Genomic DNA, 21734 nt, shown 5'->3' on the forward strand with positions numbered 1-21734 from the left:
CGCGCTTACCTTAACGATAAGCGCGCCGCTGTTCAAGCCTTGAGCGGTTACTGAAAGAACACAGCAATCTTGTTAAACATGGTCGGGTCGGACTGATTACGCTGCACTTTTACCACATCTTCCAGTTTGTCGATCTGGCTTATCATCTGCTCCAGCCGCTGATCATCATTCACCAGTAGCCAGATATGGCTTTTGTCGCTGTCCTGAACAGGCAGACAGAGAATGCCTTCAACGTTAAAGGCGCGGCGGGCAAAAAGCCCACAAACATGCGTCATTACACCAGGATGGTTGCGAACGGTGAGTTCCAGAATCACATTGTCATGAGTTGTATTTTGCATGGTTTATTCCCCCACCATTTCAGTATTCGCCGCACCTGGCGGCACCATCGGGTAAACTTTTTCTTCCGCATCAATCCGTACATGAATCAGTGCCGGACCAGGGCGATTAATAATTTCTTGCAACGCGGCCTGCGGATCGGCTTCATTATTCAAATCACACGTTTCGAGGCCGAATCCGGCGGCAATCTGCATAAAATTGATTTTGCCCGGATAGGTAGCGGCAAAAACACCCTGCTTGTAGAACAGACTTTGTTGCTGATGCACCAGCCCCAGAGCTTCGTTGTTCATCAGAATGATTTTGACATCAAGCTGGTTTTCGCTGGCGGTGGCCATCTCCTGAATATTCATCATCAGACTGCCGTCACCGGAAAAACACAACACTTTGCGATCAGGGTTCGCCAGCGCCGCGCCAATCGCCGCAGGCAGACCAAAGCCCATCGTTCCCAGCCCGCCAGAGGTCAGCCACTGACGTGGACGATTGAGCGGATAAGCCTGCGCCGTCCACATCTGATGTTGACCAACATCGGTGGTAATAATCGCGTTGTCATCCACGCAGGCGGCAACGGCATTAATCAGGCCGTAATGTGTTAAGGGATCGCACGCTTTTGGAATTGGACACGGGTATTCGCGCTGTAAATCAGCCACCAGTTGATGCCACTCTTCTCGCGGCTGGGCTTCCACCTGCGGGATCAGTTGCGCCAGCACGTCATCGACATCCGCCTGAATCGCTACATGCGGTTGCTTCACTTTACCCAGCTCTGCGCGGTCGATATCCACATGGATGATTTTGGCGTTCGGACAGAACTCCTCGGTTTTGCCAATCGCCCGGTCATCAAAACGTGCTCCGAGAACAATCAGCAGATCCGCCTCCTGCAAGATATAGTTGGTGCTGCGCACGCCGTGCATCCCCAGCATACCCAGCGACAGTGGATGCGCTTTTGGCAACATGCCCAGCGCCATTAAGGTCATAGTGGTGGGCAATTGCGCTTTCTCTGCCAGTTCACGCACCCGCTCAGGTGCGTTGATCACACCGCCGCCCAGATAAAGTATCGGACGTTTGGCAGCGTTAATCATCGCTGCCGCATCACAAATACTCTCTTCGCTAAAGGCGGGTGCGGCGGCTTTTTCTGCCATAGCCGGCTGTTCTTCAATCTCAAAAACCGCTGTTTGCACATCCTTAGGAATGTCTATCCACACCGGGCCAGGACGGCCTGATTGCGCAATGCGGAAGGCATCGCTCATGACCTGCGGGAGTTCTTCGATATGCCTGACCAGATAGTTATGTTTGGTGATGGGGATAGAGATGCCGTAGGTATCAACTTCCTGAAAGGCGTCGGTGCCAATCATCGAGGCCGGAACCTGACCGGTGATGCAAATCAGCGGGATGGAGTCCAGCCGCGCATCGGCAATGGCGGTCACCAGATTAGTCGCCCCCGGCCCACTACAGGCCATGCAAACCGCTGGTTTGCCGTCGGTACGCGCCATCCCCTGGGCGATAAATCCCGCGCCCTGTTCGTGACGAGCCAGAATATGGCGGATTTGCGTGCTTTGGCTTAAGGCGTCATAGACAGGGAGAATCGAGCCGCCCGGTATCCCCGTCACAATCTTAATGCCCTGCTGTTCCAGAAAATGAACGATAAATTCTGCGCCGGTAAAACGCTTGCGTGTCGATGTTATGCCCGAACTTGCCATGCTCCAGTCCTTTTCTTTTGAGCCGACTTTCCGGGGGTGCTTAAACGAAAAACCCCGCCCGGTTTGCGCCGGCGGGGTTTTGGAATCGTGTGTTGTTCCAGTCCCTACGGCGCATTGCCGACGACCACCACCACACGCACGACGACCACTGCGGCGGATGGCGCAGTTGGTAGTAGTTTTGCGTTGAGCATGGAAATAGTCATTGGGGACCTTGTTGGTTTTGTGTTTAACAATATTTATACAAGCACAGGTTTACAGGGGAGACAATGGAAAATTTTTCATCAAGGGAAAATTGAGGGATTGATCACGTTTTGTACTGAAGTCGCGGGTAACAAAAAACCCCGCCGGAGCGAGGTTTCGTCAGCCGCTCGCGGCTGGTAACCGCAAAGCACACTGTATTATGTCAACACTGAAAGTATACGTGTTCCGCGTAGAACACGCAATTTCGGCACGAATTTTGACTTATTTAGCGCATAGTTGAGTATCGATCACAGTTTGCGTTTTGTCCAAAAATTACTGTTTATTTATACAGTGCAATTCTATAATATCACTGTACGCAATGTGTTATGCGGGGCCGCATCGTTACCCGGCGCACTAAGTCCTGGCTGAAACGGGTGGTGCCGTCAGTGCCTTAACCCCGCGTGAGCACACTGTGTTATGTCAACAGCACAACGTTTCTCCTTGAGATACCGCGTGCACAACAGCCGACCACAGGCAGCGGAAAGGTACGTCGGCTGGTAGTGCTCCTGAACCACAGGAGACGCGTATGAGCCTGGTGGATATCGCCATTCTTATCCTCAAACTCATTGTTGCAGCACTGCAACTGCTTGATGCTGTTCTGAAATACCTTAAGTAATTCAGATTCAAGCCGCACTAAAGGGGGGCGGGAAACCGCTCCCCTTTCATATTTTGCTTGCGAATGAGTGTCAGATGCGATGCTGGCGGATGTGGCGTTAAGGTTTTATCCCTATTCCGGCAACATTTATTGCCGCTTTTGTTTATATATTCTGCCGTTTTTCTTATTACTATTCCTCATATATATCTGGCTAACATTTATCAATGTGATAGATTTCTCTCCCGCATTTATTCGAATGCGTAGTAACTTATTCTAAATATATTTTTATAAGCGTCTGTGATAATGAAAAGGCATAGAAACGTCAATTTATTATTGATGTTGGTATTACTCGTGGCCGTCGGTCAGATGGCGCAAACTATTTATATTCCTGCTATTGCCGATATGGCGCGCGATCTCAACGTCCGTGAAGGGGCGGTGCAGAGCGTAATGGGCGCTTATCTGCTGACCTACGGTGTCTCACAACTATTTTATGGCCCAATTTCCGACAGGGTTGGTCGTCGGCCGGTGATCCTCGTCGGAATGTCCATTTTTATGTTAGCGACGCTGGTTGCGGTCACCACCTCCAGCCTGACGGTATTGATTACTGCCAGCGCAATGCAGGGGATGGGAACCGGTGTCGGTGGTGTGATGGCGCGTACATTGCCGCGTGATTTGTATGAACGGACACAGCTACGCCACGCTAATAGCATGTTAAATATGGGCATTCTGGTCAGCCCTTTGCTCGCACCATTAATTGGCGGCCTGCTGGATACCATGTGGAGCTGGCGAGCCTGTTACCTGTTTTTACTGGTGCTTTGTGCTGGCGTGACCTTCAGTATGGCGCGCTGGATGCCAGAAACGCGCCCTGTCGATGCGCCGCGTACGCGTCTGCTCACCAGCTACAAAACGCTCTTTGGAAATGGCGGTTTTAACTGCTATTTACTGATGCTGATTGGCGGTCTGGCAGGGATTGCCGCCTTCGAAGCCTGTTCTGGGGTGCTGATGGGCGCAGTATTAGGACTGAGCAGTATGACGGTCAGTATTTTGTTTATTCTGCCAATTCCGGCGGCATTTTTCGGTGCATGGTTTGCCGGACGCCCGAATAAACGGTTCGCTTCGTTGATGTGGCAGTCCGTTATCTGTTGCCTGCTGGCAGGACTGATGATGTGGATCCCTAGCTGGTTTGGCGTAATGAGTGTCTGGACACTGCTCGTTCCCGCAGCACTGTTCTTTTTCGGTGCCGGGATGCTATTTCCGCTGGCAACCAGCGGCGCGATGGAGCCTTTCCCCTTCCTGGCGGGCACGGCTGGCGCACTGGTCGGTGGTCTGCAAAACATTGGTTCCGGCGTGCTGGCGTCGCTCTCCGCGATGTTGCCGCAAACCGGTCAGGGCAGCCTGGGGTTATTGATGACCTTAATGGGATTGTTGATCGTGCTGTGTTGGCTGCCGCTGGCGACGCGGATGTCGCAGCAGGGACAGCCCGTTTAACTCACCTCACCACAACATCGTCATCAACTCCACTGGAGAACGATGCTGCTTTATCAAGTCGCGCATTACCCGCATGTGCGGCGCGGAGTGGGAATAAAAAGCCTGATAGCCAGCACAAAGTACCTTGCCCGACTGACCATCCCTGGCATGAGGGCACAGGAGATACCAGTCACACTCCTGACAGCCCCGCCGTGGTTGTTGGCTGTCGTTCCCGCACCATTTTTGCAGCGTGACATCAAAAAGCTCGATTGATATACGACTGATATCTGTCCGCACCCAACACTCGAACAGGGCGATTAAAAATTGTCCCCATAACTCGGTTGTCACCGACGCTGCCGTCAGCTCGCCCCGGTCATCAAATTCTATATGGGGAATGAGTTGCACGGCGCGGATGCCCCTCTGTTTGAAATTCTGATAAAAATCACCTGGTTGTAATGCATCTTTATACTCTACAACCAGTTTATGCCTGTCCTCTTTAGCATCTATAACCTGACTTCCTGTCATGTGATTCTCTCAATTAATACGATAAGTTGGTGTATATGCGTAACAGCAAACAGTATTGCGAGAGATAACACCGCGAGGGAGATCATAAATTTGTCACGGATTACGCAAATTTGGGAAAAATCGCTATTAGCCACATCCATTAAATTACGATTTCGTGTATAGCGCCAGAGGATTAGTGCCACAAAGGCGAGGATGCCAATAGAAATCCAGAACAATATGCCTGACTGATGCCAGTTGTGTTTGATGGCCAGCGCCATCAACGCGCCGTAGCCCAGCATGGTGCGAAACCATGCCAGCGATGTGCGTTCCGGCTGAAGGCCAGGGTCGGCAATCCGTCTGGCTTTGCGGCTATCCGGCATACAATACCAGTCCCATAACGATCACCGCCACGATCATCAATATTAAGCTGATGATTAATAAGCTGTTGGTGTAGGGTAAATCTTCTTTCAGACGCATCGCTTTTTCATTGCGTAACCAGCGCAAGTAACCATACATTGCCAGTCCGCCAGAAAATAAGCATAGCAATAACGCCAGCAGCTCGCGAATGACTGGCGTGGCGAAATCCGGCGCAAGCTGATCCAGCCCCACACCTGCTGCCAGAAACCCTAATGCAGTACGGATCCACGCCAAAAATGTACGCTCATTAGCCAACGAGAAGCGGTAATCGGGTGCTTCACCGAGGCGGGATATTTTCATTGTGGCTCCTTTGCAATTTCACAATAGCGGTGTTTTATCCGTCTATTTTTAGGAATTTCGGTCGATGTTTTCTTGATATGCTTTGCCATCCGCTACAAGGAGGTCAGATGGATATCTTAGCGCAAAATAAAATCAGTTCACTGGGTATGCTGTTCGGTGCCATCGCTTTAATGATGGGCATTATCCACTTTTCCTTCGGCCCTTTTTCCGCACCGCCGCCAACGCTTGAAAGCATCGTGGCGGACAAAACGGCTGAAATTAAAAGAGGTCTTCTCGCTGGAATAAAAGGTGAAAAAATTACGACAGTGGAGAAAAAAGAGACGACTGATATCGATAAAATCCTCGATCAAGGCGGCATCGCATTGGCCATTGCCGCGCTACTCTGCGCATTTGTTGGCGGTATGCGTAAGGAAAATCGCTGGGGCATTCGCGGCGCTCTGGTTTTTGGCGGCGGGACGCTGGCTTTCCATACCTTGCTTTTTGGTATCGGCATCATCTGCGGTCTTCTGCTGATATTCCTGATCTTTTCCTTCCTGACCGGCGGTTCACTGGTTTAAGCGGCTCGGTGATGTTCTGAAATGCTGGGTGGAGTGCCGTTTACGGCAACTCCACCCGCAAAAGAATTAACCGATACTCCAGAAAAGCACCGCAAGTAACTGTGGTGTGATAATGCGCAGGAACATGACTAACGGATACACCGTGGCGTAAGAGAGTGCCGCCGCACCGCTGGTAGGATGAAGATTATTGGCAAACGCCAGCGCCGGAGGATCGGTCATAGAGCCAGCCAACATCCCGCACATGGTCAGGTAATTCATTTTGGCTAACATCCGCGCCAGAATGCCGACTGTAATCAGCGGAATTGCGGTGATCAGGGCACCATAACCAATCCAGCTTAGCCCCTCGCCATTGACCAGGGTATCGACAAAATCGCCGCCGGATTTCAGACCCACTACCGAGAGGAACAGTACGATCCCCAGCTCCCGCAGCGCGAGGTTGGCGCTTGGTGGCATAAACCAGTAAAGCTTGCCGATACTGCCGATACGCCCAAGGATCAGCGCCATAATCAGCGGCCCCCCCGCCAGCCCCAGCTTCAATGCCGCCGGGAATCCAGGCACAAACACGGGAATGGAGCCTAACAACACGCCAAGACCGATACCAATAAACACCGGTAACATCTGAACCTGTTGCAGTTTTTGCTGCGCATTACCTAATACATTGGCAACGGCATCAATAGCAGAAGGCCGCCCCACCAGGTTGAGGATATCGCCAAATTGCAGGCTAATATCGCCACTGGCGACCAGTTCAACCCCGGCACGGTTCAGGCGCGAGATAACAACGTCATAGCGTTCTTTAAAGTGCAGGTCGCGAATACGTTTACCGAGCACATTTTCATTGGTGACCACCACGCGTTCGACGCGCAAATCGGTGCCTTTCGTTGATAGCGAAGTATCCACCTCCTGACCAATCACCAGTTGTGCATTATGCAAATCCGCAGGCTGTCCCACCAGATGCAGCAAATCGCCAAGTTGAATAACGGTCTCTGGCGAAGGCACTTTTAGGGTTTCTTCTCGTTTCAATCGTGAGCAGATAACTTTATTGCCATTAAGAATCGGCACATCTTTAATGGCTAAATTATGCAAATTAGGGTTCTCAACACGGATGTTAATCGTCCTGATTAGCGCACCGCCGTTGGTTCGCGTGGACTCGTGCTGCTGGGCCTCAGTCTCAACATTGACGCGGAAAATAACTCGCAGCATCCACATGGTGAACAAAATCCCACAAATGCCGAATGGATACGCCATCGCGTAACTCATCCCCATCTGATCGACCATCTCCATCGGTGTGCCGAGATCGCGTAAGATTTGCTGACCTGCCCCCAATGCTGGCGTATTGGTGACCGCGCCAGAGAAAATCCCCAGCACCACAGGCAGTGGAATATCGAAAAGTTTATGCAGGATAGCGGTAACCAGACCGCCGATAATGACTATCAGAACAGCAAACAAGTTGAGGCGTAACCCGGAGACGCGCAATGAGGCAAAGAAGCCCGGCCCCACCTGAATCCCGATGGTATAAACAAACAGGATCAGGCCAAATTCCTGGATAACATGCAGCATATCGCTACTTAATGTCATCCCAGCCTGAGAAACGAAATGGCCGACGATGATCCCACCAAACAGCACGCCGCCAATGCCTAATCCTATGCCGCGAAACTTGACGTTGCCGATAAACAAACCGACAACCGCCACCAAAGCCAGAATACTGACTGTTAATGCTATATCACTCATCGTCCATTTCTCTTGAAATAACATTTTAATTACCAGGGATTATGGCTGAATCGGTGAAGCAGATTTGCCTTATGGCGCACATTATCACGGGAAAGAGAGTGCCGGAACATCTTAACCTGGCGAAAATTAATACAGAGTTGGAGATGGTAGATAAAAAAAGCCCCACCAGACTGGCGGGGCAAAAAGAATAGCTAATTAGCTATTTAACGCGGGACGTTCGCTGATAGCGATACGCTGCGCTGCGATGGGTTCAGGCTCATTACGAATTAAATCAATATGCAGCAAACCATTAACGAAGGTTGCGCCAGAGACTTCCATATTTTCAGCCAGCGTAAAACTCAGACTAAATGGCTGATTCATAAGCCCTTGATGCAACCATTTTTTCTCTTCTTTTGGCTGCTCAGGCGTGCCTTTTACGCTCAGGCGCGTACCTTCCAGTTGAATCTCTAAATCTTCCTGACGGAAACCAGCCAACGCCAGAGTAATGCGGTAGTGGTTATCGTCGCTTTTCTCAATGTTGTACGGCGGGAAGCTCTGGCTTTCACCGGCGTTTTGCAATGCGTTGGCCAGTTTGTCAAAACCGATCCATTGACGCATCAGTGGGGATAAATCGAAGTTACGCATAGTCATTTCTCCTTCTAAGAAGCGAGTAAGTACCTGCAAATCCGAAGATTCGCATATGCTCCCTGACGGCGAGCATGGAAATGTCAGGCCGCGCCTGGCGGCCTTAGGGAATTAGTTGATTTCGATACGGCGCGGTTTTTTCGCTTCCGGGATTACTCGTTCGAGATCGATATACAGCAGACCATTTACCAGGTTAGCACCACGAACATGAATGTTCTCGGCTAACTGGAATTTGCGTTCAAAGTTGCGTTCAGCGATGCCCTGGTACAGATAGGTGCGCTCTTTTTGTTCGTCAGCATGAGCACCTTTCACCACCAGCAGATTGTCCTGGGCGGTAATTTCCAGTTCACTCTCAGCAAAACCCGCGACTGCGATAGCAATGCGGTAATGGTTTTCGTCTACCAGTTCAACGTTATACGGAGGGTAGCCACCATTACTCTGGCTCTGGTTGTTTTCTAAGTGGTTAAACAAACGGTCAAATCCAATAGCAGAACGGTAAAGCGGGGATAAATCAAAGTTACGCATAATCAATAGCTCCTGAAATCAGCGAGAATATAAGACCTTCCACAATGGACAGGTCGGGTAGCCAGAACACCCATCAGGCGCGTTCTCATCAGCTACGGTATAAAAATGGGTCTGGATATGCACTTTTCAAGCCTTTCCAACGGACTTTTTTTTGCAGTTTGTGGTCTATTGCATAGACTGGAGGACAGCACGAAACGTTAAAGTGCGATAGCCGCCACAGTGCGACATGATGATGATGTTATTTTCGGCAAGGGATCGCTATAACACATCATGCCAACACCCACGATTAACAGATGAATTTATTATGATAAGAAATGTGTTGTTAGCGTCCATGATATGCAGCGGAATGACATTACTCGGAGGATGCTCCAGCGTAATGTCCCATACCGGAGGTAAGGAGGGAACGTATCCCGGCACCCGCGCTAGTGTCACCATGATTGGCGATGACACGACAAACTGGGGAACCAAATCGCTGGCGATTCTCGATATGCCATTTACCGCAGTCATGGACACACTTTTGCTGCCGTGGGATGCGTTCCGCAAAGACAGTTCGGTGCGCTCGCGCGTGGAAAAAAGCGAAGCCGATGCGCAAGCCATCAATGCCGTCATTCCACCAGCCAGAATGCCAGCGAACTGACTAGCGACCCGTTTCGGTGATCCACAGCTGACCTGCTTCCATCCACGCCAGCCATTTACCGTCCGGCGAGAAGACCACGGCGTCTGCCGAAGGTGGGTTGGCGTGATTATCAGTTAAATACTCAACCTCGCCACTTTGCGCATGGGCACAAGCAATCCGATTATCCAGCACAAAGCCCAACCATTCTCCTGACGGATGCCAGTTAAATGCAGACTGAATATCCGTTTTGTTATGAGTTAACTGGCGCGGCTCACCGCCCTTTGGCGAGATAAGCCACAGTTGCACAATGCCGTAATCATCGCGCATTAAAAACGCGATTTGCGTTCCCTGCGGGTTACAGCGTACCCAGTGGCGCGGGACGTTGACTAACCCCGGATAAGTCCGATGGTGTGTAAAGGTTAAACGTCGCTGCACGACGCCGCGCGGTGGCGCAGGCAGGGTTGTTTCCGTTCCGCTTAACGGCGCATCACTTGTTGCTTTCCAGCCTGTTTCATCTTGCGGCAGCTCAACAATAAACAGCTCCGGCACTTTCTCGCCCTTTTGCGAAAGCGTGTCGCCAATAAACGCCAGTGCGTGGTTTCCTACCCATCCTTCTTCATAAGCGCGATTGATTTCATCACTGCCAGGCTGCGGCGTGGGCGTAGTTTTACTCACCAGCACGCACCAGTGGCTACCGCTGTATTCACGCGGATGCTGCTTTTGTACGTTGACCGGGCCAAACGATACGGCAACCCCGACGTTTCGCAAATCCAGCGCCGGATTGAGTTCATGCATTACATGGTCGTTATAGGTAAAACTCACCATTTCACCGTTCGGGCTAAAAACATGCACATGGCTGCCGCCGCGTAGCGCCCCTGGAGTGTACGGAACGGTAATATCCATTGCATCGAGATTACTCACTTTGCCGCCTTCAGCAATCACACCTCGACGGTGATGGAAATCGTAATACCATGTTTCATCAGGATTTTCAGGGCCGTGGATGAAGACATATTTCTCTGACTTCGGATGAACGGTCACCACGCCGACGTGTGCGCCCTGTGACGCCCGGTAGATAACCTCGACCTCGCCGGTATGGATATTCACGCGCTCAATGGTCTCGCCGGTAAACGACGCGCCAGAAGGGCGCACATCAAACACCAGCCACTGGCTGTCGGGTGTCCAGGTATTGGTATTGGTGAGCAAGTGATTTCGTGAAGCGTTGGTGAGTTGTTTCATGGCGTGATCCTGATACAAAACGGTTCCCGCCATCATACTTCACAAGGACTTCACTTTCAGACAATAGTCTTTTGCCATCGTGATGAATGTGAGTAAAAAGATGGAACATTTCGACGTGGCGATTATTGGCCTCGGCCCGGCAGGTTCGGCGCTGGCGCGGCAGTTAGCAGGCAAAATGCAGGTCATCGCGCTGGATAAAAAGCACCAGTGCGGTACTGAAGGTTTCAGCAAGCCTTGTGGCGGTCTGTTGGCACCGGACGCACAGCGTTCTTTTATTCGCGATGGACTGACGCTTCCTGTCGATGTGATCGCCAATCCGCAGATTTTCAGCGTCAAAACCGTCGACGTCGCCGCATCGCTCACGCGTAACTACCAGCGAAGCTATATCAATATTAATCGCCATGCTTTCGACTTGTGGATGAAGTCACTGATCCCCGCCAGCGTTGAGGTTTACCACGACAGCCTGTGTCGAAAAATCTGGCGTGAGGATGATAAATGGCATGTCATTTTTCGCGCAGACGGCTGGGAGCAGCATATTACCGCCCGCTATCTGATCGGTGCCGATGGTGCCAACTCGATGGTGCGGCGACATCTCTACCCGGATCATCAGATTCGTAAATATGTCGCTATCCAGCAGTGGTTCGCAGAGAAACATCCGGTGCCGTTCTACTCCTGTATCTTTGATAATGCGATAACGGACTGTTATTCATGGAGTATTAGCAAAGACGGTTATTTTATCTTTGGCGGAGCCTATCCGATGAAAGACGGTCAGGCGCGTTTCGCGGCGCTGAAAGAAAAAATGAACGCCTTTCAGTTCCAGTTTGGCAAAGCGGTGAAAAGCGAAAAATGCACGGTGTTATTTCCCTCACGCTGGCAGGATTTTGTCTGCGGTAAGGACAACGCCTTTCTTATTGGTGAAGCGGCGGGATTCATCAGCGCCAGCTCGCTGGAGGGGATTAGCTATGCGCTCGATAGCGCAGACATTCTTCGTTCGGTATTACTGAAGCAGCCAGAGAAGATCAATACCGCCTACTGGTGCGCCACCCGCAAATTGCGTTTAAAACTCTACGGCAAGATATTAAAAAGCCGATGCCTGACTGCACCTGCCTTAAGAAAGTGGATTATGCGCAGTGGTGTGGCGCATATTCCGCAGATGAATTGCGCCGGGCACTATTCTGAAAGCAGGATGCTTTATCCTAAATAAGTGAAAAGAAAGGTATGCTTTCAGCTGTTTCATTGTTGTTTAAAGGATTAATCATGAGTTTGAATTTTAAGTGATTTTTTAAGGCTGCCGGTTTGTGTTTTTTGGCATTTGCGTTGACCGGATGTATCACCTGGGGGGTGGTTTCCAATACCGCAAGCCGTCCACATGCCCAGCAATGGCGGTCAGACACGATTAAGGGGTTATCGCTGGCTGAAGACAGTAACGGAACGAAAGGCTATGTTTTTGTTGGCGAATCGCTGGACTACCTGTTGACCACCGGCGGCGGTGAAGTGGTTAAAATGCTGAACGATCCGGCAATTTATGGCGAAAGAATCACCGTTTCCGATAATGCGAAATTTATTTTAAGCAGTAGTGATACGAATTTTTCTGGTGCAATAACGCTCTATTACGACTGGGATAACGAGGAAGATAAAGCACTGGCGACACAATATGGCTTTGTGTGTGATTCTCAGCGTTGTACATGGATGCTGGACGGCCTGAAAGGCTCTATCCACCAGAAAAATAAAAAAGCGGATTACTCAAACGTGATGGTTTTCCATCAGCCCTTTACGGTGGGATTTTATGAGTACAAAACAACAAATGGCGTCCCGCGCGGACTCGCTAATGTGCTGCTGCCAGTCACCATTACGCTGGATATTGTGACTTCACCACTCCAGTTCCTGATTTTATGCACGACCAGAAATTGTTAATCGCTGCGGGCAAACACATTTATGCTGTTTGCCCGCCCATTGATTAATTCAGCACATACTTTTCTATTGCAAACGCCACGCCATCTTCCAGGTTGGATTTGGTGACAAAGTTCGCCGCTTCTTTCACCGAAGGAATAGCGTTATCCATCGCCACACCGATGCCTGCATATTCAATCATCGCGATGTCGTTTTCCTGATCGCCAATCGCCATAATTTCTTCCGGCTTAATGCCCAACACATCAGCCAGCGATTTCACGCCGGTGCCTTTATTGACGCGTTTATCGAGGATTTCGAGGAAGTACGGTGCACTTTTCAGCACGGTGTATTTCTCTTTTACTTCCTGCGGAATGCGCGCGATGGCCTGGTCGAGGATGGCGGGTTCATCAATCATCATCACTTTCAGGAACTGGGTATCAGGGTTCATTTTCTCCGCTTCGCAGAATACCAGCGGAATGGTGGCCACAAACGACTCATGCACCGTGTAGTAACTGATATCGCGGTTGGCGGTGTACAGCGTGGTGCGATCCAGCGCGTGGAAGTGAGAACCGACTTCACGAGAGAGTTTTTCCAGGAAACGGTAGTCGTCATAGCTGAGAGCGGTTTGCGCTACGGTGCTACCATCAGCGGCCTTCTGCACCAGCGCGCCATTGTAAGTAATGCAGTAGTCGCCCGGCTGTTCCATATGCAGTTCTTTCAGGTAGTTGTGAACGCCAGCATAAGGACGCCCTGTTGTCAGCACAACATTCACGCCACGGGCGCGAGCGGCGGCAATCGCGTTTTTAACAGCGGGAGAAATGGTGTGATCGGGCAGCAGAAGGGTGCCATCCATATCGATAGCAATGAGTTTGATAGCCATGAGTTCCCCAGGTAGATTGGTTCCTGACCCATGCTAACGCGATTCCGCTCAAAAATCAGTACAACACCCGAGGGAAAAGGGGGATGCAACGCGCGTTGCGTGCTCCCCTTTTGCTTAGCGGAAGAGTTTCCCTTTCAGTAACTCCATACCTGCGGAAAGCAGATCGTTATTGGCTTGTGGTGACACTTCACCCTGCGGCGAGAGGGCATCAATAATCTTCGGCAATTGTTCCGCCAGCATGTTGGAAGCAACACTGGTATCTACGCCGAGTTTTTGCCCGAGATCGGACACCGCGTTTGTGCCGAGCGCCGACTCCAGTTGCTCGCCGCTCACCGGCTGATTGCCTTGTTGATTACTCAACCAGGTTGAGAGAATGGCACCTAAACCGCCACTTTGCAGTTTTTCCAGCAGCACCTGGATGCCTCCCTGTTCCTCAACCCAACTTAAAATCGCCTGATATTTTCCCGCATCGCCTTTCAGAAAGGCACCGACAACTTCATCAAAAAGCCCCATGATATTCACCTGTAAAGCGTTACGTGTTGACTCAAAAAGTATAGTTCTGCGGGATGATAATTGCGGATTGCAGAAATAAAAAGAGCGGAGATTATCTCCACCCTTTTTATTACTTATAGCTTCTTACCGGATGTGGCGTAAATGCCTTATCCGACCTACAAAAAATTGCAAATTCAATATATTGCAGAAATCCTGTAGGCCTGATAACCGTAGCGCATCAGGCACGCGCGCATTGTTAATGCCATTAAATATCGATATTCGCCGCCTTCAGGGCGTTTTCTTCGATAAACGCACGGCGCGGTTCTACGGCGTCGCCCATCAGCGTGGTGAACAGCTGGTCGGCGGCAATCGCATCCTTAACGGTAACGCGCAGCATACGACGGCTTTCCGGATCCATAGTGGTTTCCCACAGCTGTTCCGGGTTCATCTCGCCCAGACCTTTATAACGCTGGATGGAGAGGCCGCGACGGGACTCTTTCACCAGCCAGTCCAGCGCCTGCTCGAAGCTGGCTACCGGCTGACGACGTTCACCACGTTCAATAAACGCATCTTCTTCCAGCAAGCCACGCAGTTTCTCGCCCAGCGTGCAGATACGACGATATTCGCCGCCGGTGATAAACTCGTGATCCAGCGGATAGTCAGTATCCACGCCGTGGGTACGCACGCGAACAATCGGCTCGAACAGGTTTTTCTCGGCATTGGTGTGGACATCAAACTTCCACTGGCTGCCGTGCTGTTCTTTGTCGTTCAGTTCGCTGACCAGCGCGTTCACCCAGCGGGTCACAATCTGCTCGTCAGAGAGATCCGCTTCCGTCAGCGTCGGCTGATAGATAAGCTCTTTCAGCATTGCTTTCGGATAGCGACGTTCCATGCGAACGATCATTTTCTGCGCCGCATTGTACTCCGACACCAGTTTTTCTAACGCTTCGCCAGCTAAAGCTGGTGCACTGGCGTTGGTATGCAAAGATGCACCATCCAGAGCGATAGAAATTTGGTACTGATCCATCGCTTCATCGTCTTTAATGTACTGCTCTTGCTTGCCTTTCTTCACTTTGTACAGCGGCGGTTGAGCAATGTAGACATGACCGCGTTCGATGATTTCCGGCATCTGACGATAGAAGAAGGTCAACAGCAATGTACGAATGTGCGAGCCGTCGACGTCCGCATCGGTCATGATGATGATGCTGTGATAACGCAGTTTGTCAGGATTGTATTCGTCACGACCGATACCACAACCAAGCGCGGTGATAAGCGTCGCCACTTCCTGGGAAGCAAGCATCTTATCGAAACGGGCTTTCTCAACGTTGAGGATTTTACCCTTCAGCGGCAGAATCGCCTGGTTCTTGCGGTTACGCCCCTGCTTCGCAGAGCCGCCCGCAGAGTCCCCTTCCACAAGGTACAGTTCAGAAAGCGCCGGGTCGCGCTCCTGGCAGTCCGCCAGTTTGCCCGGCAGGCCAGCTAAGTCCAGCGCGCCTTTACGACGAGTCATTTCACGGGCGCGACGCGCAGCTTCACGCGCACGGGCAGCATCAATGATTTTGCCGACCACGATTTTCGCGTCAGTTGGGTTTTCCAGCAGGTATTCTGCCAGCAGTTCGTTCATCTGCTGTTCTACCGCCGATTTCACCTCAGAAGAAACCAGTTTGTCTTTGGTCTGGGAGGAGAATTTCGGGTCTGGTACTTTCACAGACACAACCGCAATCAGCCCTTCACGCGCATCGTCGCCGGTGGCGCTGACTTTGGCTTTTTTGCTGTAGCCTTCTTTGTCCATGTAGGCGTTCAGGGTACGGGTCATCGCCGCACGGAAACCTGCCAGGTGAGTACCACCGTCACGCTGCGGAATGTTGTTAGTAAAGCAGTAGATGTTTTCCTGGAAGCCATCGTTCCACTGCAATGCCACTTCGACGCCGATACCGTCTTTTTCGGTGGAGAAGTAGAAGATATTCGGGTGGATTGGCGTTTTGTTCTTGTTCAGATACTCGACAAACGCCTTGATACCACCTTCATAGTGGAAGTGGTCTTCTTTACCATCACGCTTGTCTTTCAGGCGAATGGAAACGCCGGAGTTGAGGAACGACAACTCACGCAGACGTTTCGCCAGGATTTCATATTCGAACTCGGTCACATTGGTGAAGGTTTCGAGGCTTGGCCAGAAACGTACCATAGTGCCGGTTTTATCGGTATCGCCGGTAACCGCCAGCGGTGCCTGCGGTACACCGTGCTCGTAGATCTGACGGTGAATTTTACCTTCACGCTGGATAACCAGCTCCAGTTTTTGCGACAGGGCGTTTACTACCGAAACACCAACGCCGTGCAGACCGCCGGACACTTTATAGGAGTTATCGTCAAATTTACCGCCTGCGTGCAGGACGGTCATGATCACTTCCGCCGCCGATACGCCCTCTTCCGGGTGAATACCGGTCGGAATACCGCGCCCGTCATCCTGTACGGAGACAGAGTTATCGGCGTGAATGGTGACGATAATTTCTTTACAGTGACCCGCGAGCGCTTCGTCGATAGCGTTATCTACCACCTCGAATACCATGTGGTGCAGACCGGTGCCGTCATCCGTGTCGCCGATATACATACCAGGGCGCTTACGCACCGCATCCAGCCCTTTCAGGACTTTGATACTGGAGGAGTCATAAGAATTCGACATCAACGTTTCTCGCTCATTTATACTTGGGTTAATCCGTTATTTTACCCTTTTCCACGGTAAACATCTTCGAATTTTCGTCCGACATGTCTATAACGTGTTCAGCACTGATCGCACTGACAAAGACCTGTGATTGCGTCGCTTTTAAGCGGCTGGCAAGCAGTCCGCGACGCTCATCATCAAGCTCAGAGGCAAAATCATCTATCAGGTAGAGACACCGCCGCCCGCTTTCACGGGTGAGGAACTCTCCTTGCGCCAGACGTAAGGCGCACATCAGCAGCTTTAGCTGCCCACGCGATAAGGTATCTTCCACCGGCGCACCGTCGGCGCGAATGCGTAAGTCCGCTTTGTGCGGGCCGTGCGCGGTGTAGGTTAGCTGGCGATCGCGTTCAAAATTACGTTCCAGCACCTCAGCGTACTCTGTCTCTTTCTCCCAGCCGCGCTGGAAAGAGAAAGTCAGAGAAAACTCAGGAAGAAATTGCTTACAGGTATCAGCCATATCGGCAGCGATACCGGCGCTATACTCCGCGCGCCAGGTGCTGATTTGCTCCGCCAGCGGGATCAGTTCTTTATCCCACGGGCGTAGCTGTTCGTAACGTGTCACCTGGCGCAGCGCCGCATTGCGCTGCTTGAGCAAACGCTTGAGATTGCTCCAGGCGGTGAAAAATCCGGGTTCGTTGTGAAAGCATCCCCAGTCGAGGAATGCTCTTCTGTATTTGGGGCCGCCGTTGAGTAAAGTAAACCCTTCTGGCGTTATCAGTTGCATCGGCATCAGGTGCGCCAGCTCCGCAACTTTATGCCCGTCAGTACCATCGATACGGACTTTGCTGTCGCCCTGTTTATCTTTGGTTAAGCCAATTGCCGTCTCACGCTCTTCACCCTGTAATCGCCCGTGGAGAATAAACGCCTCCTGCTCATGGCGAATGACGCGACCAATCTGCAAACTACGAAACGCCCGACCGTGACCGAGCGTATAGATGGCTTCCAGCACGCTGGTTTTGCCACTGCCGTTGGCACCCACCAGAAAGTTAAAGCCGGGAGATAAAGCGAGATCCGCGTTTTCGATATTGCGGAAATCGCGGATCAACAAGCGGGTGAGGGACATTACAGTCTCATTGGCATGACAACATAAGCCGCGCTCTGGCTGGCGGCATCTTCAATCTGCACACTGGAAACCGAATCAGTCAGCATCATGCGCACGTTTTCGCATTTCAGCGCGTTCAGAACATCCAGCACATAGCTGACATTAAAGCCGATTTCCATCTCTGCGCCGCTGTAGGTGACGTCGAGGATCTCTTCCGCTTCTTCCTGTTCTGGGTTATTAGCGGTGATTTTCAGCTGATTTTCACTGACATACAGACGCACGCCACGGAATTTCTCGTTAGAGAGAATCGCCGCACGAGCAAAAGCCTGCTTGAGGAGATCGCAGCCTGCTTCCAGATGTTTGTCCGGGTTCTTCGGCAGAACGCGACGGTAATCCGGGAAGCGACCATCCACCAGTTTGGAGGTGAAAATAAAGTCGCCAACGTGAGCGCGAATGTTGTTGCTGCCAATTTGCACGCGCAGCGGATTGTCGCCGCCGTCGAGCATACGCATCAGTTCAATCACACCTTTACGCGGCACAATCACCGAATGACTCGGCAAAGACTGACCAATCGGCATTGAGCAGACCGCCAGACGGTGACCGTCGGTCGCCACGGTGCGCAGCTCTTCGCCTTCGGTTTCGAACAGCATACCGTTTAAATAATAGCGAACGTCCTGATGGGCCATGGAAAACTGGGTCGCTTCAATCAGACGCTTCATCGTCGCCTGCGGCAGGGTAAATTCAACTTCGCTCTGCCAGTCATCAAGGTTCGGGAAATCCGCCGCTGGCAGGGTAGAGAGTGAAAAGCGGCTACGCCCGGAGCGTACCAGCATCCGCTCACCTTCCAGTTGCACGGCGATTTCCGCGCCTTCAGGCAGACCACGGCAGATATCAAAGAATTTGCGCGCCGGAACGGTCGTCGCCCCTGGTTCGTGCGGCTGAATCAGCGCAACACGTGCCACCATTTCCATCTCGAGATCAGTACCGGTCAGCGACAACGTACCGTCAGCAACCTGTAACAGCAGATTACCGAGAATCGGCAGCGTAGGACGACCACCTAACGGACCGCTCACCTGTTGTAGCGGTTTTAATAAATGCTCACGTTCTACGGTAAATTTCATAGGATTAAGATGACAATGTTCTGATTAAATTTGAAAAATCTTCTTTGATATCATGGCTCTCTTCACGCAACTGCTCGATCTTACGGCAGGCATGAAGCACCGTCGTGTGGTCACGACCGCCAAACGCATCGCCGATCTCTGGCAGACTGTGGTTAGTCAGCTCTTTCGCCAGCGCCATCGCCATCTGGCGCGGACGCGCCACCGAGCGAGATCGACGCTTGGAAAGGAGATCTGCGACTTTGATCTTGTAGTACTCTGCCACCGTCTTCTGAATATTGTCGATGGTGACCAGTTTTTCCTGCAATGCCAGCAAGTCGCGCAGCGCCTCACGCACGAAGTCGATGGTGATCGCCCGTCCGGTAAAGTTAGCGTTAGCAATGACGCGGTTCAGCGCCCCTTCCAGCTCACGTACGTTAGATCGTAGACGCTTGGCGATAAAGAACGCCACTTCGCCCGGCAAACGAATGTCGTTTTCGTCAGCCTTTTTCATCAGGATCGCCACGCGAGTTTCCAGCTCTGGCGGTTCGATCGCCACAGTCAGTCCCCAGCCAAAGCGGGATTTCAAACGATCCTCAACGCCGTTGATCTCTTTCGGATAGCGATCCGAGGTGAGAATGATCTGCTGATTACCTTCAAGCAGGGCGTTGAAGGTGTGGAAAAACTCTTCCTGGGATCGTTCTTTATTAGCAAAAAACTGAATATCGTCGATCAGCAGCGCATCTACGGAACGGTAGTAGCGTTTAAACTCTTCAATCGCGTTGTTTTGCAGAGCTTTTACCATGTCCTGCACAAAACGTTCGGAGTGCATATAAACCACTTTGGCATTGGGCTTGCGCGCCATAATGCCATTACCCACCGCATGGAGCAGGTGAGTTTTACCCAGCCCCGTGCCGCCATAAAGGAACAGCGGGTTATAGGCACCGCCAGGATTGTCTGCCACCTGGCGAGCCGCCGCGCGCGCCAGTTGGTTAGATTTACCTTCGACGAAGTTATCAAATGTATGTTTAACGTTAACGTTGGAACGATAGGTCGGTTCTGCCGGAGCCGGAACGTTATCCCAACCCGAGCGCGCCGCAGGTGCAGCACGTTGCGGTTGCACCTGAGCGGCCTGAGCTGGTGCAACGGTGTTACTGGCAGGGACTTTCAGCGTTTGTGTCACGGGCTTTGTGCCCACTTCAAAACGCAGCTGTGGGGCATCCGCTCCGCAGAAACTGGTTAGCAGTCCATTGATATTATTGAGGTACTTGTCCCGTACCCAGTCGAGGACAAAACGGTTTGGCGCGTACAAGGCCAGCGTGTTATCGCTCAGTTCCGCCTGCAATGGGCGTATCCACATACTAAATTCTGTGGCTGGTAACTCATCCTGCAATCGGGCAAGACACTGCTGCCAAAGCGAAAGTGACACGGCGGACTCCACTCGAACAAAAGTCGATTATGACTAAGGCTGAAACATTCATGATTGTTGACGCACGTCGAAAAGACCCTGCATGAGGGTGACGCACGAACCGCTGTCTGCGGTTATATGCCCGATCAAGATCCTGCAAAACGATCGGGACCGAGGATCATAGCCTAAACTGCGCAAGAGATCTTCTGTTTCTCACAGATTTTCCCGATTTATCCACAGGGCTTTCCAGAACCCGTTAAGTGTAAACGATCCAGGCACAAGGCGGGCACGATTTAGGCCGCATATTGGAAAATTTAATGACCATAAACAAAATTAGTCTTAATCGATCTAATAAAGATCCTGATCGATCCTTGCGCTTTACCTGGTAGCCCGTATAATCCTCCACCCGGCGCGCAATGCTGGTTTTCACCGGTATACAGTTGCACTTTTTCCCTGTGAAAAGGTGCGGAAAAGCGCGGTAAATAAGGAAAGAGAATTGACTCCGGAGTGTACAATTATTACAATCCGGCCTCTTTAATCACCCATGGCTTCGGTGTCCATCGTTCGATTTTCGGACGGATATCCAATAAAGCCATTGAATTTATTCAAGTTTAGGTAGAAATCGCCATGAAACGCACTTTTCAACCGTCTGTACTGAAGCGCAACCGTTCTCACGGCTTCCGTGCTCGTATGGCTACTAAAAATGGTCGTCAGGTACTGGCACGTCGTCGTGCTAAAGGCCGTGCTCGTCTGACCGTTTCTAAGTAATAAAGCTAACCCCTGAGTGGTTAAGCTCGCATTTCCCAGGGAGTTACGCTTGTTAACTCCCAGTCAATTCACATTCGTCTTCCAGCAGCCACAACGGGCTGGCACGCCGCAAATCACCATCCTCGGCCGCCTGAATTCGCTGGGGCATCCCCGTATCGGTCTTACAGTCGCCAAGAAAAACGTTCGACGAGCGCATGAACGCAATCGGATTAAACGTCTGACGCGTGAAAGCTTCCGTCTACGCCAACATGAACTCCCGGCTATGGATTTCGTGGTGGTGGCGAAAAAAGGGGTTGCCGACCTCGATAACCGTGCTCTCTCGGAAGCGTTGGAAAAATTATGGCGCCGCCACTGTCGCCTGGCTCGCGGGTCCTGATAGCCCTCATTCGGGTCTACCAACGCCTGATTAGTCCGCTACTCGGGCCGCATTGTCGTTTCACTCCAACCTGTTCAAGCTACGGAATTGAGGCATTGCGCAGGTTTGGAGTGATAAAAGGCAGTTGGTTGACGGTGAAACGCGTATTAAAATGCCACCCTTTACACCCTGGTGGTGACGATCCCGTCCCGCCCGGACCATTTGATACCAGAGAACACTAACG

At 51.5% G+C, this 21734-nt stretch carries 26 protein-coding genes, 1 pseudogene and 1 other annotated feature; of the genes and pseudogenes, 11 read left to right on the plus strand and 16 right to left on the minus strand.

The window, feature by feature from the left end:
* Window positions 1-47: 47 nt before the first annotated feature.
* The 3 genes from ilvN to ivbL form a co-directional block, all read right to left on the minus strand.
* Window positions 48-338 carry an acetolactate synthase small subunit gene (gene ilvN / locus HEN21_RS11205; RefSeq protein WP_001181709.1) on the minus strand — a complete coding sequence of 97 codons (291 nt, stop codon included), beginning with the start codon at window positions 336-338 and terminating at the stop codon, window positions 48-50.
* A gap of 3 nt (window positions 339-341) precedes the next feature.
* The gene (gene ilvB / locus HEN21_RS11210; RefSeq protein WP_000168415.1) at window positions 342-2030 is read right to left on the minus strand and encodes an acetolactate synthase large subunit; all 1689 of its coding nucleotides are present in this window, start codon (window positions 2028-2030) and stop codon (window positions 342-344) included.
* 104 nt (window positions 2031-2134) lie between these two features.
* Entirely contained in the window at window positions 2135-2233 is a 99-nt protein-coding gene (gene ivbL / locus HEN21_RS11215) for an ilvB operon leader peptide IvbL (RefSeq protein WP_016159932.1), read from the minus strand.
* Between the two features lie 563 nt (window positions 2234-2796).
* Between ivbL and tisB the strand changes: the two genes are divergently transcribed.
* Window positions 2797-2886, plus strand: a complete 90-nt coding sequence (gene tisB, locus HEN21_RS11220) for a type I toxin-antitoxin system toxin TisB (protein ID WP_000060506.1) — start codon at window positions 2797-2799, stop codon at window positions 2884-2886.
* A gap of 282 nt (window positions 2887-3168) precedes the next feature.
* Window positions 3169-4353, plus strand: coding sequence for a multidrug efflux MFS transporter EmrD (gene emrD / locus HEN21_RS11225; protein WP_176252185.1), 1185 nt, complete (start codon window positions 3169-3171; stop codon window positions 4351-4353).
* Window positions 4354-4359: 6 nt separating this feature from the next.
* On the opposite strand, the gene HEN21_RS11230 is transcribed toward emrD, so the two are convergent.
* Genes HEN21_RS11230 through HEN21_RS11240 form a run of 3 tightly spaced genes read right to left on the minus strand, consistent with a single transcriptional unit; the run spans window position 4360 to window position 5553 of the window.
* Complete coding sequence (locus tag HEN21_RS11230) at window positions 4360-4857, minus strand: radical SAM protein (protein WP_176252186.1); 498 nt, start codon at window positions 4855-4857, stop codon at window positions 4360-4362.
* Complete coding sequence (locus HEN21_RS11235; RefSeq protein WP_001113439.1) at window positions 4854-5216, minus strand: DUF202 domain-containing protein; 363 nt, start codon at window positions 5214-5216, stop codon at window positions 4854-4856. The genes HEN21_RS11230 and HEN21_RS11235 overlap by 4 nt, the downstream gene beginning before the upstream one ends.
* Window positions 5206-5553, minus strand: coding sequence for a YidH family protein (locus tag HEN21_RS11240; protein ID WP_000703955.1), 348 nt, complete (start codon window positions 5551-5553; stop codon window positions 5206-5208). The genes HEN21_RS11235 and HEN21_RS11240 overlap by 11 nt, the downstream gene beginning before the upstream one ends.
* 107 nt (window positions 5554-5660) lie before the next feature.
* Between HEN21_RS11240 and yidI the strand changes: the two genes are divergently transcribed.
* A complete protein-coding gene (gene yidI / locus HEN21_RS11245) occupies window positions 5661-6110 on the plus strand; it encodes a protein YidI (protein WP_176252187.1) in 450 nt (149 codons plus the stop codon).
* A 66-nt stretch (window positions 6111-6176) separates the two neighbouring features.
* Here the strand turns inward: yidI and HEN21_RS11250 are convergent, their stop codons facing one another.
* Window positions 6177-7838 carry a putative transporter gene (locus HEN21_RS11250; RefSeq protein WP_176252188.1) on the minus strand — a complete coding sequence of 554 codons (1662 nt, stop codon included), beginning with the start codon at window positions 7836-7838 and terminating at the stop codon, window positions 6177-6179.
* 41 nt (window positions 7839-7879) lie between these two features.
* On the opposite strand from HEN21_RS11250, the gene HEN21_RS11255 reads away from it, so the two are divergent.
* Window positions 7880-8029, plus strand: a complete 150-nt coding sequence (locus HEN21_RS11255; RefSeq protein WP_024191190.1) for a hypothetical protein — start codon at window positions 7880-7882, stop codon at window positions 8027-8029.
* A 4-nt stretch (window positions 8030-8033) separates the two neighbouring features.
* Here the strand turns inward: HEN21_RS11255 and ibpB are convergent, their stop codons facing one another.
* The gene (ibpB, locus tag HEN21_RS11260; protein WP_001243431.1) at window positions 8034-8462 is read right to left on the minus strand and encodes a small heat shock chaperone IbpB; all 429 of its coding nucleotides are present in this window, start codon (window positions 8460-8462) and stop codon (window positions 8034-8036) included.
* A gap of 111 nt (window positions 8463-8573) precedes the next feature.
* A complete protein-coding gene (ibpA, locus tag HEN21_RS11265) occupies window positions 8574-8987 on the minus strand; it encodes a small heat shock chaperone IbpA (protein WP_001243437.1) in 414 nt (137 codons plus the stop codon).
* Window positions 8981-9053, minus strand: a sequence feature (ROSE (Repression Of Heat Shock gene Expression) occurs in the 5'-region of heat shock genes and acts as an RNA thermometer to modulate expression.). It overlaps the preceding gene by 7 nt.
* 238 nt (window positions 9054-9291) lie before the next feature.
* Between ibpA and HEN21_RS11270 the strand changes: the two genes are divergently transcribed.
* Complete coding sequence (locus tag HEN21_RS11270; RefSeq protein WP_064732606.1) at window positions 9292-9624, plus strand: YceK/YidQ family lipoprotein; 333 nt, start codon at window positions 9292-9294, stop codon at window positions 9622-9624.
* Here the strand turns inward: HEN21_RS11270 and HEN21_RS11275 are convergent, their stop codons facing one another.
* Window positions 9625-10839, minus strand: a complete 1215-nt coding sequence (locus HEN21_RS11275; RefSeq protein WP_203218741.1) for a DUF3748 domain-containing protein — start codon at window positions 10837-10839, stop codon at window positions 9625-9627.
* A 100-nt stretch (window positions 10840-10939) separates the two neighbouring features.
* On the opposite strand from HEN21_RS11275, the gene cbrA reads away from it, so the two are divergent.
* Both cbrA and HEN21_RS11285 read left to right on the plus strand, forming a co-directional pair.
* Window positions 10940-12043, plus strand: a complete 1104-nt coding sequence (gene cbrA / locus HEN21_RS11280) for a colicin M resistance lipid reductase CbrA (protein ID WP_176252189.1) — start codon at window positions 10940-10942, stop codon at window positions 12041-12043.
* A gap of 53 nt (window positions 12044-12096) precedes the next feature.
* Window positions 12097-12753 (plus strand): annotated as a pseudogene (locus tag HEN21_RS11285) (YidX family protein).
* A gap of 43 nt (window positions 12754-12796) precedes the next feature.
* Here the strand turns inward: HEN21_RS11285 and yidA are convergent.
* The 6 genes from yidA to dnaA form a co-directional block, all read right to left on the minus strand.
* The gene (yidA, locus tag HEN21_RS11290; protein WP_000985554.1) at window positions 12797-13609 is read right to left on the minus strand and encodes a sugar-phosphatase; all 813 of its coding nucleotides are present in this window, start codon (window positions 13607-13609) and stop codon (window positions 12797-12799) included.
* Window positions 13610-13723: 114 nt separating this feature from the next.
* Entirely contained in the window at window positions 13724-14122 is a 399-nt protein-coding gene (locus HEN21_RS11295; protein ID WP_000522201.1) for a YidB family protein, read from the minus strand.
* 244 nt (window positions 14123-14366) lie between these two features.
* The gene (gyrB, locus tag HEN21_RS11300; RefSeq protein ID WP_000072052.1) at window positions 14367-16781 is read right to left on the minus strand and encodes a DNA topoisomerase (ATP-hydrolyzing) subunit B; all 2415 of its coding nucleotides are present in this window, start codon (window positions 16779-16781) and stop codon (window positions 14367-14369) included.
* Between the two features lie 28 nt (window positions 16782-16809).
* Window positions 16810-17883: a DNA replication/repair protein RecF gene (gene recF, locus HEN21_RS11305; RefSeq protein ID WP_000060089.1), complete on the minus strand. Its 1074-nt coding sequence runs from the start codon at window positions 17881-17883 to the stop codon at window positions 16810-16812.
* A complete protein-coding gene (gene dnaN, locus HEN21_RS11310; protein WP_000673456.1) occupies window positions 17883-18983 on the minus strand; it encodes a DNA polymerase III subunit beta in 1101 nt (366 codons plus the stop codon). Before dnaN ends, recF begins: the two co-directional genes overlap by 1 nt.
* Before the next feature lie 4 nt (window positions 18984-18987).
* Window positions 18988-20388 carry a chromosomal replication initiator protein DnaA gene (dnaA, locus tag HEN21_RS11315; protein ID WP_000059098.1) on the minus strand — a complete coding sequence of 467 codons (1401 nt, stop codon included), beginning with the start codon at window positions 20386-20388 and terminating at the stop codon, window positions 18988-18990.
* A 296-nt stretch (window positions 20389-20684) separates the two neighbouring features.
* On the opposite strand from dnaA, the gene HEN21_RS23430 reads away from it, so the two are divergent.
* The 4 genes from HEN21_RS23430 (at window position 20685) to yidD (ending at window position 21732) form a co-directional block, all read left to right on the plus strand.
* Window positions 20685-20756: a hypothetical protein gene (locus tag HEN21_RS23430; RefSeq protein ID WP_176252199.1), complete on the plus strand. Its 72-nt coding sequence runs from the start codon at window positions 20685-20687 to the stop codon at window positions 20754-20756.
* 238 nt (window positions 20757-20994) lie between these two features.
* Entirely contained in the window at window positions 20995-21135 is a 141-nt protein-coding gene (rpmH, locus tag HEN21_RS11325; protein WP_000831330.1) for a 50S ribosomal protein L34, read from the plus strand.
* 16 nt (window positions 21136-21151) lie between these two features.
* On the plus strand, window positions 21152-21511 hold the full coding sequence (gene rnpA, locus HEN21_RS11330) for a ribonuclease P protein component (RefSeq protein ID WP_000239730.1): 360 nt from the start codon (window positions 21152-21154) through the stop codon (window positions 21509-21511).
* Window positions 21475-21732 (plus strand): membrane protein insertion efficiency factor YidD, encoded by a 258-nt coding sequence (gene yidD, locus HEN21_RS11335; RefSeq protein ID WP_001307474.1) that lies wholly within the window; start codon window positions 21475-21477, stop codon window positions 21730-21732. The genes rnpA and yidD overlap by 37 nt, the downstream gene beginning before the upstream one ends.
* Window positions 21733-21734 lie beyond the last annotated feature (2 nt).

This window comes from Escherichia sp. 93.1518, from assembly GCF_013368915.2.
In the GTDB taxonomy this organism is placed as follows: domain Bacteria; phylum Pseudomonadota; class Gammaproteobacteria; order Enterobacterales; family Enterobacteriaceae; genus Escherichia; species Escherichia ruysiae.

Coding starts and splice junctions, on each gene's coding strand:
- emrD (WP_176252185.1), top strand. CDS start 3,169: ATGAAAAGGCATAGAAACGTCAATTTATTATTGATGTTGGTATTACTC.
- ilvN (WP_001181709.1), bottom strand. CDS start 338: ATGCAAAATACAACTCATGACAATGTGATTCTGGAACTCACCGTTCGC.
- ivbL (WP_016159932.1), bottom strand. CDS start 2,233: ATGACTATTTCCATGCTCAACGCAAAACTACTACCAACTGCGCCATCC.
- HEN21_RS11235 (WP_001113439.1), bottom strand. CDS start 5,216: ATGCCGGATAGCCGCAAAGCCAGACGGATTGCCGACCCTGGCCTTCAG.
- HEN21_RS11275 (WP_203218741.1), bottom strand. CDS start 10,839: ATGAAACAACTCACCAACGCTTCACGAAATCACTTGCTCACCAATACC.
- HEN21_RS11250 (WP_176252188.1), bottom strand. CDS start 7,838: ATGAGTGATATAGCATTAACAGTCAGTATTCTGGCTTTGGTGGCGGTT.
- HEN21_RS11255 (WP_024191190.1), top strand. CDS start 7,880: ATGGCTGAATCGGTGAAGCAGATTTGCCTTATGGCGCACATTATCACG.
- yidD (WP_001307474.1), top strand. CDS start 21,475: ATGGCGCCGCCACTGTCGCCTGGCTCGCGGGTCCTGATAGCCCTCATT.
- cbrA (WP_176252189.1), top strand. CDS start 10,940: ATGGAACATTTCGACGTGGCGATTATTGGCCTCGGCCCGGCAGGTTCG.
- ibpA (WP_001243437.1), bottom strand. CDS start 8,987: ATGCGTAACTTTGATTTATCCCCGCTTTACCGTTCTGCTATTGGATTT.
- ibpB (WP_001243431.1), bottom strand. CDS start 8,462: ATGCGTAACTTCGATTTATCCCCACTGATGCGTCAATGGATCGGTTTT.
- gyrB (WP_000072052.1), bottom strand. CDS start 16,781: ATGTCGAATTCTTATGACTCCTCCAGTATCAAAGTCCTGAAAGGGCTG.
- yidI (WP_176252187.1), top strand. CDS start 5,661: ATGGATATCTTAGCGCAAAATAAAATCAGTTCACTGGGTATGCTGTTC.
- HEN21_RS11295 (WP_000522201.1), bottom strand. CDS start 14,122: ATGGGGCTTTTTGATGAAGTTGTCGGTGCCTTTCTGAAAGGCGATGCG.
- yidA (WP_000985554.1), bottom strand. CDS start 13,609: ATGGCTATCAAACTCATTGCTATCGATATGGATGGCACCCTTCTGCTG.
- tisB (WP_000060506.1), top strand. CDS start 2,797: ATGAGCCTGGTGGATATCGCCATTCTTATCCTCAAACTCATTGTTGCA.
- recF (WP_000060089.1), bottom strand. CDS start 17,883: ATGTCCCTCACCCGCTTGTTGATCCGCGATTTCCGCAATATCGAAAAC.
- HEN21_RS11270 (WP_064732606.1), top strand. CDS start 9,292: ATGATAAGAAATGTGTTGTTAGCGTCCATGATATGCAGCGGAATGACA.
- ilvB (WP_000168415.1), bottom strand. CDS start 2,030: ATGGCAAGTTCGGGCATAACATCGACACGCAAGCGTTTTACCGGCGCA.
- HEN21_RS11230 (WP_176252186.1), bottom strand. CDS start 4,857: ATGACAGGAAGTCAGGTTATAGATGCTAAAGAGGACAGGCATAAACTG.
- dnaN (WP_000673456.1), bottom strand. CDS start 18,983: ATGAAATTTACCGTAGAACGTGAGCATTTATTAAAACCGCTACAACAG.
- HEN21_RS11240 (WP_000703955.1), bottom strand. CDS start 5,553: ATGAAAATATCCCGCCTCGGTGAAGCACCCGATTACCGCTTCTCGTTG.
- rpmH (WP_000831330.1), top strand. CDS start 20,995: ATGAAACGCACTTTTCAACCGTCTGTACTGAAGCGCAACCGTTCTCAC.